12 protein-coding genes are annotated in these 18,253 nt (G+C 62.5%); 4 read left to right on the plus strand and 8 right to left on the minus strand.

What is annotated here, in order from left to right; genetic code table 11:
* Positions 1 to 323 precede the first annotated feature (323 nt).
* Positions 324 to 716: a hypothetical protein gene (locus tag NHAM_RS18430; RefSeq protein ID WP_011511963.1), complete on the plus strand. Its 393-nt coding sequence runs from the start codon at positions 324 to 326 to the stop codon at positions 714 to 716.
* An 84-nt stretch (positions 717 to 800) separates the two neighbouring features.
* On the opposite strand, the gene leuB is transcribed toward NHAM_RS18430, so the two are convergent.
* A complete protein-coding gene (leuB, locus tag NHAM_RS18435; RefSeq protein ID WP_011511964.1) occupies positions 801 to 1,913 on the minus strand; it encodes a 3-isopropylmalate dehydrogenase in 1,113 nt (370 codons plus the stop codon).
* Positions 1,914 to 2,162: 249 nt separating this feature from the next.
* Here leuB and NHAM_RS18440 point away from each other — a divergent pair, with 249 nt between their 5' ends.
* The gene (locus NHAM_RS18440) at positions 2,163 to 3,359 is read left to right on the plus strand and encodes a YbfB/YjiJ family MFS transporter (RefSeq protein WP_011511965.1); all 1,197 of its coding nucleotides are present in this window, start codon (positions 2,163 to 2,165) and stop codon (positions 3,357 to 3,359) included.
* Between the two features lie 129 nt (positions 3,360 to 3,488).
* On the opposite strand, the gene NHAM_RS18445 is transcribed toward NHAM_RS18440, so the two are convergent.
* The 3 genes from NHAM_RS18445 to NHAM_RS18455 form a co-directional block, all read right to left on the minus strand.
* Complete coding sequence (locus tag NHAM_RS18445) at positions 3,489 to 3,998, minus strand: superoxide dismutase family protein (protein ID WP_011511966.1); 510 nt, start codon at positions 3,996 to 3,998, stop codon at positions 3,489 to 3,491.
* Positions 3,999 to 4,083: 85 nt separating this feature from the next.
* Positions 4,084 to 4,869 carry a molybdopterin-dependent oxidoreductase gene (locus NHAM_RS18450; RefSeq protein WP_011511967.1) on the minus strand — a complete coding sequence of 262 codons (786 nt, stop codon included), beginning with the start codon at positions 4,867 to 4,869 and terminating at the stop codon, positions 4,084 to 4,086.
* An 11-nt stretch (positions 4,870 to 4,880) separates the two neighbouring features.
* The gene (locus NHAM_RS18455) at positions 4,881 to 5,510 is read right to left on the minus strand and encodes a cytochrome b/b6 domain-containing protein (RefSeq protein ID WP_011511968.1); all 630 of its coding nucleotides are present in this window, start codon (positions 5,508 to 5,510) and stop codon (positions 4,881 to 4,883) included.
* A 325-nt stretch (positions 5,511 to 5,835) separates the two neighbouring features.
* Here NHAM_RS18455 and NHAM_RS18460 point away from each other — a divergent pair, with 325 nt between their 5' ends.
* Positions 5,836 to 7,353, plus strand: a complete 1,518-nt coding sequence (locus NHAM_RS18460; protein WP_011511969.1) for a malonate--CoA ligase — start codon at positions 5,836 to 5,838, stop codon at positions 7,351 to 7,353.
* Positions 7,354 to 7,545: 192 nt separating this feature from the next.
* Here the strand turns inward: NHAM_RS18460 and NHAM_RS18465 are convergent, their stop codons facing one another.
* The 4 genes from NHAM_RS18465 to NHAM_RS18480 form a co-directional block, all read right to left on the minus strand.
* Positions 7,546 to 9,045, minus strand: a complete 1,500-nt coding sequence (locus NHAM_RS18465) for an efflux transporter outer membrane subunit (RefSeq protein ID WP_011511970.1) — start codon at positions 9,043 to 9,045, stop codon at positions 7,546 to 7,548.
* A gap of 125 nt (positions 9,046 to 9,170) precedes the next feature.
* Positions 9,171 to 12,461, minus strand: a complete 3,291-nt coding sequence (locus NHAM_RS18470) for an efflux RND transporter permease subunit (protein ID WP_011511971.1) — start codon at positions 12,459 to 12,461, stop codon at positions 9,171 to 9,173.
* Complete coding sequence (locus NHAM_RS18475) at positions 12,458 to 15,571, minus strand: MdtB/MuxB family multidrug efflux RND transporter permease subunit (protein WP_011511972.1); 3,114 nt, start codon at positions 15,569 to 15,571, stop codon at positions 12,458 to 12,460. Before NHAM_RS18475 ends, NHAM_RS18470 begins: the two co-directional genes overlap by 4 nt.
* The gene (locus NHAM_RS18480) at positions 15,568 to 16,836 is read right to left on the minus strand and encodes an MdtA/MuxA family multidrug efflux RND transporter periplasmic adaptor subunit (protein ID WP_011511973.1); all 1,269 of its coding nucleotides are present in this window, start codon (positions 16,834 to 16,836) and stop codon (positions 15,568 to 15,570) included. Before NHAM_RS18480 ends, NHAM_RS18475 begins: the two co-directional genes overlap by 4 nt.
* A gap of 510 nt (positions 16,837 to 17,346) precedes the next feature.
* Between NHAM_RS18480 and NHAM_RS18485 the strand changes: the two genes are divergently transcribed.
* Entirely contained in the window at positions 17,347 to 18,249 is a 903-nt protein-coding gene (locus NHAM_RS18485) for an efflux RND transporter periplasmic adaptor subunit (RefSeq protein ID WP_011511974.1), read from the plus strand.
* The last annotated feature ends 4 nt before the right edge of the window (positions 18,250 to 18,253 follow it).

Genomic DNA, 18,253 nt, shown 5'->3' on the forward strand with positions numbered 1-18,253 from the left:
TATCAGGGAAGTTGCTCGTCCATACAGGCGCATATCATGTGGGTTATATAGGCGCAGGTATGCGCGCGTGCCGTGATAGAGGTCGATAGTTCATTGAAACCAGAGACTTATGGCCGCATCGACCCGACCGGGTGAACAGCCCACCCCCTCCGCGGCATGGTCTTAAGTCCCGCTTTCGCCGAACCTTCCGGACCCCGCGCGTTGGATTCAAAGAAACATTTCGTCGTCACCGGCATTATTCTCGCAAGGTGTGGCTCAATTGGACTTGTGGCGCCCGCCCGCCGGACGGTAAAAAGGTTGTCACTCGGATCTATGAGGACGCGATGACTTTGAAATTCCCCGCCGCGACCCGGGCTGCGAAGAACCTCGCGCTGTTGCTTGCGGCGGCTGCCTTCGTTGCGGTCGGCTTCAACGCCACCGACGCGAGCGCGGCCAAGCGCAAGCACTCTGACCGCAGCGGCGCTTATGGCCCGACCGGACCCAACGTGTCGTACCAGTCCGGCCCGCGCACCCGCGTCTACATCTCCAAACGCTCATGGCTGGATGCCGGCACCGAAGTGCTGCCCGGCGAGCGCAAGTTCAGCGATTATGCCTTTCCCCCGGCGCTCGGCTATCCCTCCTTCGCCCGCGAAAACCTGAACCGGCCGATCGACCGGCAGCCGCTCAGCTCCCCGGCCGATCTCGGCGGATACCCGACCGCATTTCCGCTGTACTGATCGCGGCAACCGCGATCATAAAAGAAAATGCCCGGGACAACCGGGCATTTTTGTTGAACACTTTATTGGACACGTCGGTAAGGCTCAGGCGTGCAGCGCCTGAATCTCCTTCACGATCGCCTCACCCATCTGCGACGTGCTGACGACGGTCGAGCCTTCGGACTTTAGATCGGCCGTGCGCAGTCTTTTCGCGAGCACCGCCGCGATCGCCGCATCGAGCTTGTCCGCGAGATCCCCCATATCGAAGGAATAACGCAGCGCCATCCCGAACGAGGCCATCATCGCGATCGGATTGGCCGCCCCTTGCCCGGCGATATCGGGCGCGGAGCCATGCACCGGCTCATAGAGCGCGCGGCGCTTTCCGGTTTTCGGATCGATGTCGCCGAGCGACGCCGACGGCAGCATGCCGAGCGAGCCGGTCAGCATCGCCGCGATGTCCGAGAGCATGTCGCCGAACAGGTTGTCGGTGACGATCACGTCGAACTGCTTGGGGCGGCGCACAAGCTGCATCCCGCCGGAATCCGCGAGCTGGTGATCGAGCGCGACGTCCTTGTATTCACGCTGGTGAATCTGCGTCACCACCTCGTGCCAGAGCACGCCGGACTTCATGACGTTGCGCTTTTCCATCGAGGTCAGCTTGTTGCGGCGCTTGCGGGCGAGATCGAAGGCCACGCGCGCGATGCGCTCGATTTCATAGGTGTCGTAGACCTGGGTGTCGATGGCGCGCTTCTGGCCGTTGCCGAGGTCGGTGATGGTTTTCGGCTCGCCGAAATAGACGCCGCCGGTGAGCTCGCGCACGATCATGATGTCGAGGCCCTCCACGAGGTCCCGCTTGAGACTGGAGGATTCCGCGAGCGCCGGATAGCAGATCGCCGGACGCAGGTTAGCGTAGAGCCCAAGGTCCTTGCGCAGCCGCAACAGGCCCGCTTCCGGCCGCACGTCGTAGGGCACCGGGTCCCACTTCGGGCCGCCGACCGCGCCGAACAGCACGGCGTCGGCGGCGAGCGCCTTGGCCATGGTGGCGTCGGTGATGCTGACCTTGTCGGCGTCATAGGACGCGCCGCCCACCAATCCTTCCTCGGTCTCGAATGTGGCGATGCCCTGCGCATCCAGCCAGCCGATCAACCGCTTCACCTCCGCCATCACCTCGGGGCCGATGCCGTCGCCGGGCAGGAGAAGCAGCTTGTAGGTCGCCATAGCGTATGTCCCATTCAATTGGTCACGGCCGGGCTAAAGCGCGAAGCGCGTCTTCGCGCAGACGTCCCGGCCATCCACGTCCTGGCTGCAAGCAATGAAGGCGTGGATCCCCGGCACAAGGCCGGGCATGACATCGGTGTTCGTAGGTTACGTCGATTGCTAGGACGGTGTTGCGCGGTTGGCAAGACGCCTTTGCGCCAATTGCCCTGCCGCCGGAAGCTGCCACAATGCGCGCTGCCGGAGGTTTCAGTGAGTGCACCAGAGCGACCAACCGCGCCCGCGAACCTCACGTGGCTGATCCTGATCCTGTCGCTTGCGCCCAGCGTCGGCCTTGGCCTCGGCCGCTTCGCCTACTCTCTGGTGCTGCCGGACATGCGCGACAGCCTCGGCTGGTCCTATTCGTCGGCCGGCTTCATGAATACCATCAACGCCGCCGGTTATCTCGCCGGCGCGTTGATCGCGGCCTCGGTCGCGAGACGCTTCGGGCCGGCCGCAAGCACGCGCTGGTCGACGGCAGCCGCAGCGGTCTCGCTGGCGCTCTGTGCGCTGACGGGCAACTTCATCGTTCTCAGCTTCGCCCGATTGGTCGTCGGAATTGCCGCGGCGATCGGATTCGTCGCCGGCGGAACGCTGGCGGCAACGATCGCGCAATCGCAGCCTGCGCGATCGAACGTCCTGCTCAGCCTGTTCTACGCCGGTCCCGGCATCGGCATTCTCTTGTCCGGACTCGTCGCGCCGTTCGTGCTGCAATATTTCGGCCCGGGATCGTGGTGGATCGTGTGGTGGGCGATGACCGTGCTCGCCATCGCGATGACGGTGCCGATGTTCGTCGCGCGCCTCGATATCGCCGCGAGCGGCCCGCAGACGGCGCGGGGGCGCTTCGCGATTCGCCCTGTCATCATCTTACTCGCCGCCTACTTCCTGTTCGGTGCGGGCTATATCGCCTACATGACGTTCATGATCGCCTATGTCCGTGACGGCGGCGGCGGCGCGCTGGCGCAAAGCGCGTTCTGGAGCCTGATCGGACTGAGCGCGCTGGCGACGCCCTGGGTCTGGCGGCGCACGCTCGGCCTCGACCGCGGCGGCCTCAGCATGACCATCGTCCTCGGCGTCAATGCCATTGGAGCCGCGATGCCGCTGCTCGGCCATACGCCGCTTTTACTGGGATTATCGGCGCTGGTGTTCGGCGTCGCGTTTTTCGCGGTGGTGACCTCGACCACGGCGTTCGTGCGCTTCAACTATCCGCCCGCGGCATGGCCGACCGCGATCGCGGCGATGACAATTTCGTTCGGCATCGGTCAGACGCTGGGGCCGGTCGTGGTCGGCGCGATCACCGACGCCATGGGCAGCCTGTCCTATGCGCTCAACGTCTCGGCGGCGATGCTGGCGGCCGGTGCGATCCTCTCCGCCTTCCAGCGCCCGCTGCAGCGAGGCGCGCCGTCCTGACAGCATAGAGCCCCGCTTCTGATGGAATCAGAAGCGGGGCTCTATGCTTTTATTTTGGCGCGTTTTCTTCACGCGAACCGATATCCATCCCCGAGTCGAACCTGAGGACATGCTTCGCTCGAAAACGCTCTACTCGATGACGCCGCAGGCGATGCGGCCGCCGGCATCGCCGGTCGGATCGGTCTTGTAGTCGTCCGCCGCCGCGTGGACGACGACGGCTGTGCCGCCGGGCTTCAGGACCGAATTCGGCTTGTCCTTGTCGAGCGTGATGGCGGTATTGACCACTTCAAGCTTCAATTCGCCCGAGGCGGGTACGATAAGGTTCGGCATGTCGCCGGCATGGTGGCCATCGGCCGCCATCATGCCGTGCTTCTTGTCGCCGGGGTTGAAATGGCCCCCTGCAGAAGTGAACGGCGGCTCGCATTTGCCGACCGCGTGAATGTGGAATGCGTGATCGCCGGGCGGCAGGCCTTTCAGGGCGACCTTGAGCAGAACGCCATCATCGGCCTGTATCAATTCAACCCCGCCCACATCGACGCCTTCGGCGTTTTTCAGCGTGGCCCTGGCGGAACTGGCCGAAGCCGTGGTCACGGTCAGGACAAGGAGCGTCGTCGCCGTCAAAAGGATACGGGCTATCATGAAAACCTCCGGCTTACGGAAATCAAGGCGTCGGGTATCGTCGGCACCCGCTTATAACAGCCGGGGACAACAGCGGCCAGTCACATCAGAGGCCGCTGAAGGAATTGTAACCCTGGTCTTCCCAGTAGCCGCCCTTGTAGTCGTTGGTGACTTCCATCGAGATCACGTATTTCGGATTCTTGAAACCGAGCTTGGTCGGGACCCTGATCTTCATCGGATAACCGTATTTGCGCGGCAGGATTTTTCCGTCGAACTTGAATGTCATCTGGGTCTGCGGATGCAGGGCGGTCGCCATGTCGAGCGGGCTGTTGTAGCCGTCGACATCGGCGCACTGGAACCAACAATACTTCGCCCTTGTGTCGGCGCCGATCAATTTGAGGAAATCGCGCAGCGGCGTCCCGCTCCAGCTTCCGATCGCGCTCCAGCCCTCGACGCAGACATGCCGCGTGATCTGGGTGACCTCGGGCAGCCTGTAAAGTTCGTCCAGCGTCCATGATTTCTTGTTGTCGACGAGACCCCGCACCTCGAATTCGTAGTCCTCGCCGTCGAGATCGGGCGCCTCCGCCTCGGCATAGTAGCCGTTGAATGGAAACGGCCGCGTGATGTCGGCCTCCGTATAGGTCGGCGCCAGCGTGTTCGGATTGAAGATCGCGGCCTGCACCTTGTCGTTGAACTTCGAAATCCGCACCAGAAGCTTTTCCGCCGAGACACTGTCGGACACGTCGCATCCCGTCAGCAACGTCAATGCGCCGAGGCTGGCGCCGCCGGCGATGAAACGGCGGCGCGCCGGATCGGGCAGCAATTTCACAGCGTCCCTGACCAGCAGCTTCTTGTCGACGCCCGGGATCAGAAGTGAACGGAGACGGCGCATGGCAGACTTTCCTACCGACCGATAATCATCGCGCGCAGGCTTCTCGGCACCAGCAGCGCGAGCGCGACATGCACGACGAGGAATGCGACGATCAGCGCCATGCAGGCGAAATGGACATAGCGCGCGACGTCGTAACCGCCGAACACCGCTGTCAGCCACTGAAACTGGACCGGCTTCCAGATCGAGAGACCCGACAGCACCACCACGATCCCCGCGACGATGACGAGCGCATACAAAAGCTTCTGCACCTGGTTATATCGCGACAGATCGTGATGTGAGAGCTTGCCGGTCAGCGCCGCCCTTGTATCGGCCGCAACGCCCATTGGGGTGATCGGCAACAGCTTTCGGCGGAAGCGTCCGGTGGCGAGGCCAAGCACAAGATAGACGAGGCCGTTGACCATCAGCAGCCACATCGCCGCGAAATGCCACAGCAGCCCGCCGGCGAGCCAGCCGCCGAGCGTGATCGAACGCGAGAAGGTGAAGTCGAACAGCGGCGAGGCATTATAGATCTGCCAGCCCGACATGATCATGACGATCATCGCCACGGCATTGATCCAGTGGACGACGCGGACCCACGCCGGCTGGATCGCCCTCGCGGGTCGAGAGGCAAAGCGCCCATCGCCGGCTGAAATGCTCGTCATCATCAAGTCCACATATTTCGCCCGCCAGCGACGGGCGAAGAAAGCCTCGCAGATATTGTACGACAGAACCCGCAATTTGTTATCGCATTCCCCGCATATCACCCCGGACTGGCGCGACATCCCTTCACAAAAAAGCGAGCCGGATCGCCCTGTCCCGCTCGCGCCCGGCCGCACCGTTCGGCCGCTTTCCCGAAGTGACCGGCTTTCGCGTAACAACTGTCTTCGTTGCCTCGTGACGCTCGTCCTTGCTATTCAACACCTGTCGGTCCGGTCGGCCACGCTGTCCGCGCCGGGACGACGCAAGACTGCCAGCGGGAACTCCGTCATGAACGCCAACCTGTTTTCACGCCTGTTCGACGATCTCGACGACGCAGGCCGCATCGCGATCGAAACGCTGGACGGCCGGCGCATCACCTATGGCGACCTGATCGCGTTCTCAGGCCGGCTGGCCAACACCCTAGTGACGCGTGGCGTCAAACCCGGCGACCGCGTTGCGGTACAGGTCGAAAAGTCGGTGCCGAATCTCGCGCTCTATCTCGCGACGGTGCGCGCCGGTGCGGTCTACCTGCCGCTCAATACAGCCTATACCCTCAACGAACTCGACTATTTCATCACCGACGCCGAGCCGGCGCTCGTGGTCTGCGACCCGTCCAAGGCGGATGGCATCAAGGCGATCGCGGCGAAGGTCGGCGCGAAGGTCGAGACGCTCGGCGCCGGCGGCAAGGGATCGCTGACGGAGGCGGCGATGACGGCAAAGCCGGCGTTCGCAACCGTCGCGCGCGCCGACGACGACCTTGCGGCTATACTCTACACCTCGGGCACGACCGGGCGCTCGAAAGGCGCCATGCTGACCCATGACAATCTGGCATCGAACTCCTGCAGCCTCGTCGATTGCTGGCGCTTCACCGACACGGACATGCTGATCCACGCGCTGCCGATCTATCACACCCATGGACTGTTCGTGGCGATCAACGTCACGCTGTTCGCGCGCGCCTCGATGATTTTCTTGCCGAAGTTCGATCCCGACCTCGTCATCAGGCTGATGGCGCGCGCCACCGTGCTGATGGGCGTGCCGACCTTCTACACCCGTCTGCTGCAAAATCCGGCGCTGACGAAGGAATCGACCCGCTATATGCGGCTGTTCATTTCCGGCTCGGCGCCGCTGCTCGCCGACACCCACCGCGAGTGGTCGGCCCGCACCGGCCATGCCGTGCTCGAACGCTACGGCATGACCGAGACCGGCATGAACACCTCGAACCCCTATGACGGCGATCGCGTGCCCGGTGCCGTCGGCCGCGCGCTGCGAGGGGTCTCCGTTCGCGTCACCGATCCGGAAACCGGCAAGGAACTGCCGCGCGAGACCATCGGCATGATCGAGGTCAAGGGTCCGAACGTGTTCAAGGGCTACTGGCGGATGCCGGAGAAGACCAGGGCTGAATTCCGCTCCGACGGCTTCTTCATCACCGGCGACATCGGCAAGATCGACGGCGAGGATCACGTGCACATTCTCGGCCGCGGCAAGGACCTCGTGATCTCAGGCGGCTTCAATGTCTACCCGAAAGAAATCGAAGGCGAGATCGACGCCCTGCCGGGCGTGGTCGAGACCGCCGTCATCGGCGTGCCGCACGCAGACTTCGGCGAAGGCGTCACCGCGGTCGTAGTCTGCAACAAGGACGCCGATATCAGCGAGGCCAAGGTGCTCGGCGCGCTCGACGGCCGGCTGGCGAAGTTCAAGATGCCGAAGCGCGTGATTTTTGTCGACGCGCTGCCACGTAACGCCATGGGCAAGGTGCAGAAGAATATTCTGCGCGACACCTATGCCGGCCTCTACAGGAGAAGCTAAAGCGTTTTCGAGCGAAGCATGTCCTCGGGCTTGACCCGAGGATGGGCACCGGTTCGCGTGAAGAAAACGCGTTAATTCAAAACCATAGAGCCGCTTATGCGATCGAGGCCGATAACCTGCCGTGCTGGATGCTCGACACCAAACATAACGGCATGGCGTTTGTCGCGCTGGCCTGTCTGCTCTCGACCGTTTTTAAAGATGACCTGGCGCTGCGTCTCTGTTCAGGGATACAGTCCGCTCCGGTACCCATCCCCCGCCCAGCGCCTGAAACAAACTGCTGGCGGCGAGCAGCTTCGTCAGCCGCACCTGCACCAGCACATTCTCGGCGGTGAAAAGGGTTTGCTCCGTCTGCAGAACGGTCAGGAGATTGACCGTGCCGCCACGAAATTGCGTTTCCGAGACTTCGAAAGCTTTGCGGGAGGCCGACACTACATCATTTTGCAGCCGCTCCTGCAGCGTATATTGCTGAAGCGCGACGAGCGCTTTTTCAACATCGGCGAAGGCCGAGAGTACGGCTTTGCGATAGGCTTGCAGATACTGAAGCTGCAAGCCCTTGGCCTGCTTCAATTGGCTTTCCAGAAGAAAGCCGTCGAAGATCGGCTGGGTCAGGCTTGCGGCGAGCGTGTAGTACCACGCGCCCGGCCCGAACAACGCCGCAAGCGCCGCGCTTTGCGATCCGGTTTGACCGGTGAGCTGGATTTGCGGAAAGAACGCGGCCCGCGCCGCCTCGACGCTGAAGTTGGAGGATGCAAGTTGCGCTTCGGCCTGGCGGATGTCCGGTCGCTGATACAGCAGTTCCGAAGGCAGGCCCGGCGTGACGCGCGGAACCGTGATTTGCGTCGTCGCTCCGCCGCTCACCTTGAAGTTCGCGGGCGCGCGCGCAACGAGGACCGCGAGCGCGGCGATATTCTGCCGCAAGGTCACCTGCAGCGGAGGAATGGCGGCCCGCTGGGTCGCCACCAGCGCTTCCTGTTGCGACAGGTCGAGTTGCGACGCCGTTCCGCCGGCGAACTGTTTCTTGATCAGTTCCAGAATCCGTTCCGCCGCCGCCAGATTCCGACGGACGACGCGGAGTTGATCCTGGGCCGCCAGTATCTGGAAATAGGTGTTGGCGACCGTCACGACCGTGGTGAGGGTCACGACGTCGCGGTTGTATCGGGCGACCGTCGCATTCTCCTCGGCGGCATAAAGCGTGGCGCGGTTCTTGCCCCAGAAATCGATCATGTAGCTGGCGGTGAGACCGACATTGTATTGCGAGAACGTGGCCGGAGGGGAGGACACGCCGCCGATCGTGGAGGCCGCGCTGCGCGCCCGCTCGGCCGTTGCCGTTCCCGTCACCGACGGCAACAAGGGAGCGCCCGCGATGCCCGCTTGCGCGTCGGCCTGGATGATCTGCGCATAGGCGACAGCGATATCGAGGTTGGCGGTTTGCGCGGCTTCCATCAGCGACGTCAGTTCCTTGGAACGAAACCCGCGCCACCAGTCCAGCGACGGCACAGCGGCGTCGGGGGCCGCGCGACTTGCCTCGCGGTATGTCGTCGGGATTTCGAGATTGAGATCGGGTCGCTCGGAGCCGAGGATGCAGCCGGACAATGCCGGGGCGAGCAGCAACACGGAGAAGAAAGACGCAAAGCGTGCCTTGCCGCCGAGCCGTTCGATCACAGAAATCGACTTCAACGCAGCGCCGAACATTGAGCCCCCAAAATCACCTGTCGCAATCGTGTCCCAGCGCCTCGGCGTCTGCAACAAGGATATCTCCCCCGGTGTCGATATCCTCCGCACTTTTCCGGTCATTGTGGCTGTTGAGGCATCGCCGTCTATTCACCCGGTTGCAGCGGGGCATCGGGGGTCTGTTGCGCAGGCCCGCTTTGCCTGAGGCGCCGGCACCACAGCCGGAATTGGTCGATGTAAAGATAGATAACGGGCGTCGTATACAGCGTCAGTATTTGGCTCAGGATAAGTCCGCCGACGATGGCGATGCCGAGCGGTCGCCGGAGTTCGCTGCCTTCGCCCATGCCGATCGCAAGCGGCAGCGCGCCCAGCATGGCGGCCATCGTTGTCATCATGATCGGCCTGAAGCGGAGCAGGCAGGCTTCGTAGATCGCATCGCGCGAGGAAAGGCCCCGCGCGCGTTCGGCATCGAGAGCGAAATCGATCATCATGATGGCGTTCTTCTTCACGATGCCGATCAGCAGGATCACGCCGATCAGCGACATGATGCTGAACTCCGTGTTGAACGCCATCAGCGCCAGCAACGCTCCCACGCCCGCGGACGGGAGCGTGGAAAGAATCGTCAGTGGATGAACGTAGCTTTCATACAGAACGCCGAGAACGATATAGATCGTGATCAGCGCGGCAAGAATGAGATAGGGCTGAGTGCTGAGCGACTCCTGGAACACCTTTGCCGTGCCCTGGAAACTGCCGTGGACTGTTGCCGGGACGCCGATCCGGTTCATCGTCGTCTCGATCGTGGCGACGGCCGTGCTCAATGATACGTTTGGCGGAAGGTTGAAGGAAATCGTGTTGGCGACGAGCAGCCCCTGATGGTTGACCGCGAGCGGCGCCGCGCCTCGTTCGAAATGGGCGACGGCGGACAGCGGGATCATCGTTTCCTGGCCGGTGCTCACGGCGGAGCCCGTCGAGGATGCTCCCTTGCCGGTGGCGCCGATCGAGTTGGTGGCGAGGTTCCGGGCCGCGTTTGCATTGGCGGAACTGGCGGAAGCCGATTGCCCGCTCGCGACCACCGTACCGACGACGGCGTTGGTCGCCTGCGAGCCGCCGACGGAGCCGCCAGAGGTGCTGATGTAGACATCCTTCAGCGTTTCCGGATTCTGCCAGTAGCGCGGCGCGACTTCCATAACGACGTGATACTGGTTGCGCGCGACATAGATGGTCGAGACCTGACGCTGGCCGAACGCGTCGTAGAGCGTGTTGTCGATTTGGCTGACCGTAATCCCCAACCGGGCGGCGGCATCCCGGTCGATCACCAGATTGGACTCGAGCCCCTTGTTCTGCTGGTCGCTGTTGACATCGGTCAGGGCGGGCTCGCGCTGAAGCGCGGCCGCTATCTTGGGGGTCCATTCATCGAGTTCTTCCAGCGTCGGACTCTGCAGGGTGTATTGGTATTGCGCGTTGCTGGCGCGTCCCCCCGCACGAATGTCCTGGACCGCCTGCAGGAAGAGCGTCGCTCCCGGCACGACCGCGAGTTCGCGCCGCAGGCGGCCGATGACCTCGTCTGCGGATAACTTTCGCGTTTCGAGAGGCTTCAGCGCGACGAACATGAAGCCGGAATTGATCTGCCCGCCGCCCGTGAATCCGACGGCTGTCTCGACCGCCGGGTCTTTGGTGATGATCGAGACGAACTGGGTGAGCTTTTTCTGCATCAACTGAAATGAAGTGCTCTGATCCGCCTGGATGATGCCGATCAGCCGGCCGGTATCCTGCTGTGGGAAGAATCCCTTCGGAATGACGTCGTACAGGTAAAAATTGAGGCCGAGGATCGTGAGCAGAATCATCATCACCGAGCGCGGGTGCCGCAGCGCAACGTTGAGCGAACGCCGGTAGCCATTCAGCATTGCTGTAAAAACGTGCTCGCTCGCCTGATAGAGCCGCCCATGGCTGCGATCGGATTGCCTTCGAAGCAGGATGGCGCACATCATCGGCGTGGTCGCCAGCGAGATCGCCAGCGAAATCATGATGGCGATGGAGATCGTCATGGCAAATTCGCGGAACAGGCGACCGACGATGCCGCCCATCAGCAGGATCGGAATGAAGACGGCGATCAGCGATACGCTCATCGACAGCACGGTGAAGCCGACTTCCCTGGCGCCCAGCAGGGCGGCATCGAGGCGTGACATGCCGGCTTCGAGATGGCGCGTGATGTTTTCGAGGACCACGATGGCGTCGTCCACGACGAAACCGGTCGCGACCGTCAGCGCCATGAGCGAGAGGTTGTCGAGGCTGTAGCCCATCAGATACATGACGGCGAAAGTCGCGACCAGCGACACCGACACCGCGACGACGGGAATCAGCGTCGCGCGGCCGTTCCGCAAAAATGCGAAGACCACCACAACGACGAGAAAGATGGCGATCAGCAGCGTGATTTCGACATCCCGCAACGACGACCGGATGGTCGTCGAACGATCGACGGCGATATCGAGGTCGATGGCTGGCGAGACCGAAGCCCGCAATTGCGGCATCAACGCTGTCACCCGATCGACTATACCGATGATGTTGCGGCCGGGTTGCCGGTAAAGCACAAGAAGGACAGCCGGCTTGCCGTTGGCGAGACCCGCATTGCGGAGATTCTCGACCGAGTCGGATACCTCGCCGACGTCAGAGAGGCGAACCGCCGCCCCGTTGCGGTAGGCGATGATCAGCGGCTTGTATTGCTCCGCCGCGTTAGCCTGATCGTTGGCGTAGATCTGGTAGCGCTGGGCGCCGACGTCGATGCCGCCTTTCGGGCTGTGTGCGTTGGCGCTGGCGAGCGCGGCCCGCACATCCTCAAGACCGATGCCGTATTTGTAGAGCGCCTGCGGGACGAGTTCGACCCTGACGGCAGGCAACGAACTGCCGCCCACGACCACTTCGCCGATTCCCTCGACCTGGGAGAGCTTTTGCGACAGCACCGTGGATGCGGCGTCATAGAGCTGACCACGCGACAGGGTGTCGGACGTCAGCGTCAGCACCATGATGGGGGCGTCGGCGGGATTGACCTTGCGGTAGGTCGGGTTTGCTCGCAGGCTGGTCGGCAAGTCCGCACGGGCGGCATTGATGGCGGCCTGCACGTCGCGCGCCGCGCCGTTGATGTCGCGGCTCAATCCGAATTGCAGCGTGATGCGCGTCGACCCCGCCGTGCTCGACGAGGTCATCTCGGTGACATCGGCGATCTGACCGAGATGGCGCTCGAGCGGGCTGGCGACCGTGGTGGCCACATCCTGCGGGCTGGCCCCCGGCAAGGTCGCCTGGACCAGGATGGTCGGGAACTCGACCTCCGGCAGCGGGGATACCGGAAGCTGAAAAAAGGCGACCACGCCTACCGCCGCGAGCCCGAACGTGAGCAGGGTCGTCGCGACCGGGCGGCGGATGAAGGGGCTCGACAGACTCATGGCTCGATTCCGTCTGCCGTCGGACGGCTGCTGGATGACTGCCCGGACATGCGCAACGAGAGGCGATCGAACCAGAGATAGATGACGGGTGTGGTGAACAAGGTCAGCAACTGGCTGACCAGCAGGCCACCGACGATGGAGATACCAAGGGGGTGCCGCAGTTCGGAGCCGGCGCCGGTGCCGAGCATCAGCGGCAGGGCACCCAGCACCGCGGCCATCGTCGTCATCAGGATGGGGCGGAATCGCAACAGGCACGCTTGATAGATCGCCTCGCGCGGCGGCCTGCCTTCATTCCGTTCGGCATCGAGCGCGAAATCGATCATCATGATCGCGTTCTTCTTTACGATTCCGATGAGAAGAATGATGCCGATGATCGCGACGATGGTGAGATCCTGGCCGGCCAGCATCAGCGCCAGCAGTGCGCCAATTCCGGCCGAGGGAAGCGTGGACAGAATGGTGAGCGGATGGATGAAGCTCTCATAGAGAACACCCAGCACGATGTAGACGGTGACAATCGCTGCGAAGATCAGGAAGATCTGATTTGAGAGCGATGATTGAAACGCCAGTGCGGCTCCCTGAAAACTGCTGATCACGCTGGCCGGGAGTCCGACATCGAGCTGCGCCTGTTTGATCGCAGACACCGCCTCGCCCAGCGACGCGCCCGGAGCAAGGTTGAACGAGATCGTGGTTGCAGGAAACTGTCCGAGATGAGAGACCTGCAGCGGCGCGGTTTCCTCCCGAATTTTCGCGAGCACCGAGAGCGGGACCGGCGCGCCGCCGACCGAGGAGGGAAGATAGATCGCGGACAGCGATTGCAGCGACGTTTGAAGCGACGGATCGGCTTCCAGAATGACGCGATACTGGTTGGAGTTCGTGAAAATCGTCGAGACGATCCGCTGTCCGTATGAATCGTAAAGCGCGTTGTCGATGGTGGCGGGAGTGATGCCGAAACGCGCAGCCTGGTCGCGGTCGATATCGACGAAGACCGCGAGCCCTTGCGCCGAGATGTCGCTGGTGACGTCGGCAAGCTGCGGAAGTGCATTCAATCGATCGATTAGCCTGGGGGTCCATTCGGTCAACTGCGCCGCGTCGGCATCCTGAAGAACGAATTGATACTGTGTCCTGCTGACGGTGCCCTCGATGGTCAGATCCTGCACCGGTTGCATATACAGCGTGATGCCGGGGAGCGCGGCCGCGCGCTCCTTCAGGCGTTGCATCACCGCTGTGATGTTGGATGTGCGCAGATCGTGCGGTTTGAGATTGATCAATATCCGGCCGCTGTTGAGCGTCGTATTGGTCCCGTCCACGCCGATGAACGAGGACAGGCTGTCGACGTCCGGGTCCTCAAGAATGGCGCTCGCAAGCTTTTGTTGCCGCTCCGCCATCGCGGCGTAGGACACCGATTGCGGCGCTTCGGAAATCGCCTGGATGACGCCCGTGTCCTGAAGCGGAAAGAACCCCTTGGGAATGATAACGTAGAGTGCCCCTGTGAGTACGAAGGTGCCCAGCGCCACCAGCAGCACGAACGTCTGGCGATCGAGCACCCAATTGAGAGCGCGGCCGTAAGCCGCGATCAGCCGATCGGAGCCTTCGCGGCTGTAGCGCTGGAACAGGTTCTCGCGATCATCCGCCGCGGCTTTCAGAAGCTTGGCGCAGGCCATCGGCACCAGCGTGAGCGAGACCACGCCAGAGATGAGTATGGTGACCGACAGGGTGATGGCAAATTCCCGGAACAGCCGGCCAACCACATCGCCCATGAACAGCAGCGGAATCAGCACCGCGATCAGCGAGACGGTGAGGGAGATGATCGTAAAGCCGATCTGTTCCGAGCCGCGCAGGGCAGCCTGCAACGGTGTTTCCCCCTGTTCGATATAGCGCGAAATATTTTCGATAACGACAATGGCGTCGTCGACCACGAAACCGGTCGCGATAGTGAGCGCCATCAAGGACAGATTATTGAGACTGAAGCCGAACAGATACATTGCACCGAGCGTGCCGACTAACGAAAGCGGCACCGAGAGGCTCGGAATTAGGGTCGCCCGCGCGCTGCGCAGGAAGACGAATATCACCAGCACGACCAGGATCACCGCGAGCGTAAGCTCGTATTCGACATCCCGTACCGATGCACGAATGGTGACGGTGCGGTCGGTGAGAACGGCGACGTTGATCGCGGTGGGGAGCGAGGCCTGGAGCTGCGGCAGCAGATCCTTGACCCCCTGCGCCACGGAAATCACATTGGCGCCCGGCTGCCGCTGAATGTTCAGAATGACTGCCGGAACCTTGTTCATCCAGGCGCCGAGCTTGTCGTTCTGCGCGCCATCGACCACATCGCCGATATCGCTCAGCCGTACCGGAGAACCGTTCTTGTAGGCGACGATCAACGACTTGTAGTCGGCTGCGTTCTTGATTTGATCGTTGGCGTTGATCGTATAGGCGCGCATCGGCCCGTCGAAATTTCCTTTCGGCGTATTGATGTTGGCATTGCCGAGCGTGGTACGGAGATCGTCGATATTCAGGCCGTAGGCGGCGAGCTTGCGAATGTCGGCACGAACGCGCACGGCCGGTCGCTGCCCGCCGCTGATGCTCACGAGGCCGACACCGGGAAGCTGGGAGATTTTCTGCGCCAGGCGAGTGTCGGCGAAATCCTCCACCTGCGTCAGCGGCATCGTCGCCGAGGTCAACCCCAGCGTCAGGATCGGCGCGTCGGCCGGATTCACCTTGGCGTAGATCGGCGGCGCCGGCAGGTCGGCGGGCAGCAGATTACCGGCTGCATTGATGGCAGCCTGCACTTCCTGCTCCGCCACGTCGAGGGAAATGCTGAGGCCGAATTGCAGCGTGATGACCGATGCGCCGGCGGAACTCACCGAACTCATTTGGTTGAGATTCGGCATCTGGCCGAGTTGCACTTCCAGCGGCGCGGTGACGGACGATGTCATGACGTCGGGGCTGGCGCCGGGATAAAAGGTCTGCACCTGGATGGTCGGGTAATCGACTTCGGGGAGCGCTGCGACCGGAAGGAAGCGAAAAGCGAGCAGGCCCGACAACATGATTGCGACCATGAGCAGCGTGGTTGCCACTGGCCGCAAAATGAAGGGTCGCGATGGGCTCATTGCTTCTGCCCGCTCTCCGAAGGCTGTTTCTTGCTTCCCGATTTGTCTGATGCCGGATTGCTGTTGTTGCCGGCTTCCGCACGAAGGGCGATCTTGGCGCCGTCGCGCAGCTTGTCGGCGCCGTCGACGACGATGCGGTCACCCGGCGCCAGCCCGGAGCGGACCTCGACACGTTCGCCGTCCGTCACGCCGAGCACCACCTTGCGGACCGATACGGTGCTGTCGGGATTGACGAGATAGACAAAGGTACCCGGAACGCCGCGCTGAATGCCGGCCGTCGGCATCACCGTGACGCCGCTATGCGTATCGACCAGCAGCCGGACATTGACGAACTGATTTGGGTAGAGGGCTCTCGTATCGTTTGGAAACTGGGCCCGCAGTTTGATCGTTCCGGTGGTCGGATCGATCTGGCTGTCGAAGGTTTGCAGCACGCCATCCGCGATTTTGTTGGCGCCGCTACGGTCGTAAGCGGTCGCGGGCAGCGTGGCGCCGGCCTGAATCCGCTTTGAAATGGCCTGCAGATTGTCTTCCGGCAGCGTGAACAGCACGCTGATCGGTTGCAACTGCGTGATCACGACGAGGCCGTTGGTGTCCCCTGGCGTCACGTAGTTGCCCTGATCCACCTGGCGCAATCCGACGCGTCCATCGAGCGGCGAAACGATACGGCAATATTGCAGGTTGACCTGAGCTGCCTTCACCGCGGCCCGATCGGCTTCAACCGTGCCCTGGTATTGGGCGACCAGGGCCACCTGGGTATCGAGGGTTTGACGGGGCACCGCATTCTGCGCCGCCAGGCCCCGGTAGCGAGTCAGATCAACCTGGGCGCCTTTCAGGAGCGCTTCGTCGCGCGTCAGATTTCCGTTCGCCTGAGCCAGCGCGGCCTCATACGGACGCGGATCGATTTCCGCGAGCAGGTCGCCTTTCCTGACGTCCTGTCCTTCCTTGAAATCGATCTTCATCAGGTAACCGCTGATCTGGGTCCTGATAGTGACCGTGGCAAGCGAGGTGACGGTGCCGAGTGCGTTGAGGTTGACACCGATATCACCCTTGCCGACGGTCTCCGGGACGATCGACATTGGCGGAGCGCTCCCGCCGCTCCTCGCCGGTTGCGGTGCTTGTGTGCGCTGGCGCCACAACGCAACGCCGGCGACAACCGCCAAAACCAGCAGCAGGATCCATGCAAGACGCCAGCGCGACTTCCGCTTGGTCCCCTCTGCGGTCTCGGTAAGCGGAGCCTCTTTGAGAGATTTGATTGGCTGGTTCATGAACGGGCCATCGAAGATCTTATGTTTATAGATGCTATCCGATGTGGGTTGCGGTCATTTCAGTGTTCAAAGGATGTGTCGAAACCGTTCCGATTGATCGCAGCCGTCCGAATGACTTAGATGCAGACAATCATGGCGCCTTGTTGCCTGACCCTATCACACCTGACCAAGCGGGGTTGAGGCTGTCTCTTAATAATCTGTAAGAAACGAGGCATTTCAGAATGAGTCACCGTCGAGGGTTTGCGAGGTGAACCGCGCTGCGGCGGTTGAACTGCGGAGGGAGGCATTTTTAGAAGCCGGCTCACGTCCATTTGATCTCTGGCCGCCGGCGACGGCGTGACGATGCTGTTCGATCCCGGTCCCGGATCACACCCCGACCGCTATCCGGATGGCGGTCGGGTGCCGATTGTTGAATCGACATCCCGGCTTGAATAGGCTTGCGTGCCACCGGTCCTGAAGCAGTTGCAAACCATCGCCACGACCTGCAATTTTTTCGGAAAGAATTGTTCAATGCCGACGGAATTCCCGCGCCCGCGCTCCATTGCAAGGCAGGCGATCGCTCTCGCCGTTGTGCTCGGGACCACCGTCATTGCTCCCCAGGGGTTCGCGGCCGACGAGCAGGATACCCCGAACGGCGCCGCCGTTACCGTGCTGAAAGCGACCCGGTCCTGCTTCTCCGCTACCGTCGAGGTCACCGGAATCCTGATCCCTAAAAACGAGACGGCGGTGCGCCCGGAGCGGCCGGGCTTGAAGGTCGCCGAGATCATGGTGGAGCCGGGACAGAGCGTCACCGCCGGACAGGTGCTTGCCCGCCTCAACCGTCCCGAAGGCGGATCGACCCAGGTTCACTCCCCGGTGGCCGGACTGGTCAGCAATTCGTCCGCCGAGGTCGGAGCGATCGCCTCGGGCAAGGGCGAGGCGCTGTTCAATATCATCACCGGCAACGAATTCGATCTGGTCGGTCAGGTGCCGACCACCGATCTGGCGAAGCTCGCCGGCGATCAGCCCGCCAAGGTCAAGGCCGTCGGCGCCGGCGACATCGACGGCAAGGTCCGGCTCGTCGCACCGACGATCGAACCGAACAGCCAGCTTGGGCAGGTCTTCATATCCGTCGACCCGAGCCGGCATTTGCTCGTCAATGCGTCCGGCCGGGCGATCATCAAAACCGGCGAGAGTTGCGGCATCGCGGTGCCCCTGACGGCGATCCTGTATGGGAGCGCGGGCACCGTGGTTCAGGTCGTCCGGCACCAGCGGGTCGAAACGCGGCATGTCGAGGTGGGGTTGCTGTCGGGAGGACAGGTCGAGGTCCGCGAGGGATTGTCGGAAGGCGACGTCGTGGTGGCGCGCGCCGGCGCCTTGTTGCGCGAAGGCGATCCGGTCAGGCCGGTCGCCGCGGAAGCGAGTGCGAAGTAAGCCG

The sequence above is a fragment of the Nitrobacter hamburgensis X14 genome (assembly GCF_000013885.1).
Lineage (GTDB): Bacteria > Pseudomonadota > Alphaproteobacteria > Rhizobiales > Xanthobacteraceae > Nitrobacter > Nitrobacter hamburgensis.

Coding starts and splice junctions, on each gene's coding strand:
- NHAM_RS18460 (WP_011511969.1), top strand. CDS start 5,836: ATGAACGCCAACCTGTTTTCACGCCTGTTCGACGATCTCGACGACGCA.
- NHAM_RS18430 (WP_011511963.1), top strand. CDS start 324: ATGACTTTGAAATTCCCCGCCGCGACCCGGGCTGCGAAGAACCTCGCG.
- NHAM_RS18475 (WP_011511972.1), bottom strand. CDS start 15,571: ATGAGCCCATCGCGACCCTTCATTTTGCGGCCAGTGGCAACCACGCTG.
- NHAM_RS18485 (WP_011511974.1), top strand. CDS start 17,347: ATGCCGACGGAATTCCCGCGCCCGCGCTCCATTGCAAGGCAGGCGATC.
- leuB (WP_011511964.1), bottom strand. CDS start 1,913: ATGGCGACCTACAAGCTGCTTCTCCTGCCCGGCGACGGCATCGGCCCC.
- NHAM_RS18465 (WP_011511970.1), bottom strand. CDS start 9,045: ATGTTCGGCGCTGCGTTGAAGTCGATTTCTGTGATCGAACGGCTCGGC.
- NHAM_RS18470 (WP_011511971.1), bottom strand. CDS start 12,461: ATGAGTCTGTCGAGCCCCTTCATCCGCCGCCCGGTCGCGACGACCCTG.
- NHAM_RS18455 (WP_011511968.1), bottom strand. CDS start 5,510: ATGACGAGCATTTCAGCCGGCGATGGGCGCTTTGCCTCTCGACCCGCG.
- NHAM_RS18480 (WP_011511973.1), bottom strand. CDS start 16,836: ATGAACCAGCCAATCAAATCTCTCAAAGAGGCTCCGCTTACCGAGACC.
- NHAM_RS18445 (WP_011511966.1), bottom strand. CDS start 3,998: ATGATAGCCCGTATCCTTTTGACGGCGACGACGCTCCTTGTCCTGACC.
- NHAM_RS18450 (WP_011511967.1), bottom strand. CDS start 4,869: ATGCGCCGTCTCCGTTCACTTCTGATCCCGGGCGTCGACAAGAAGCTG.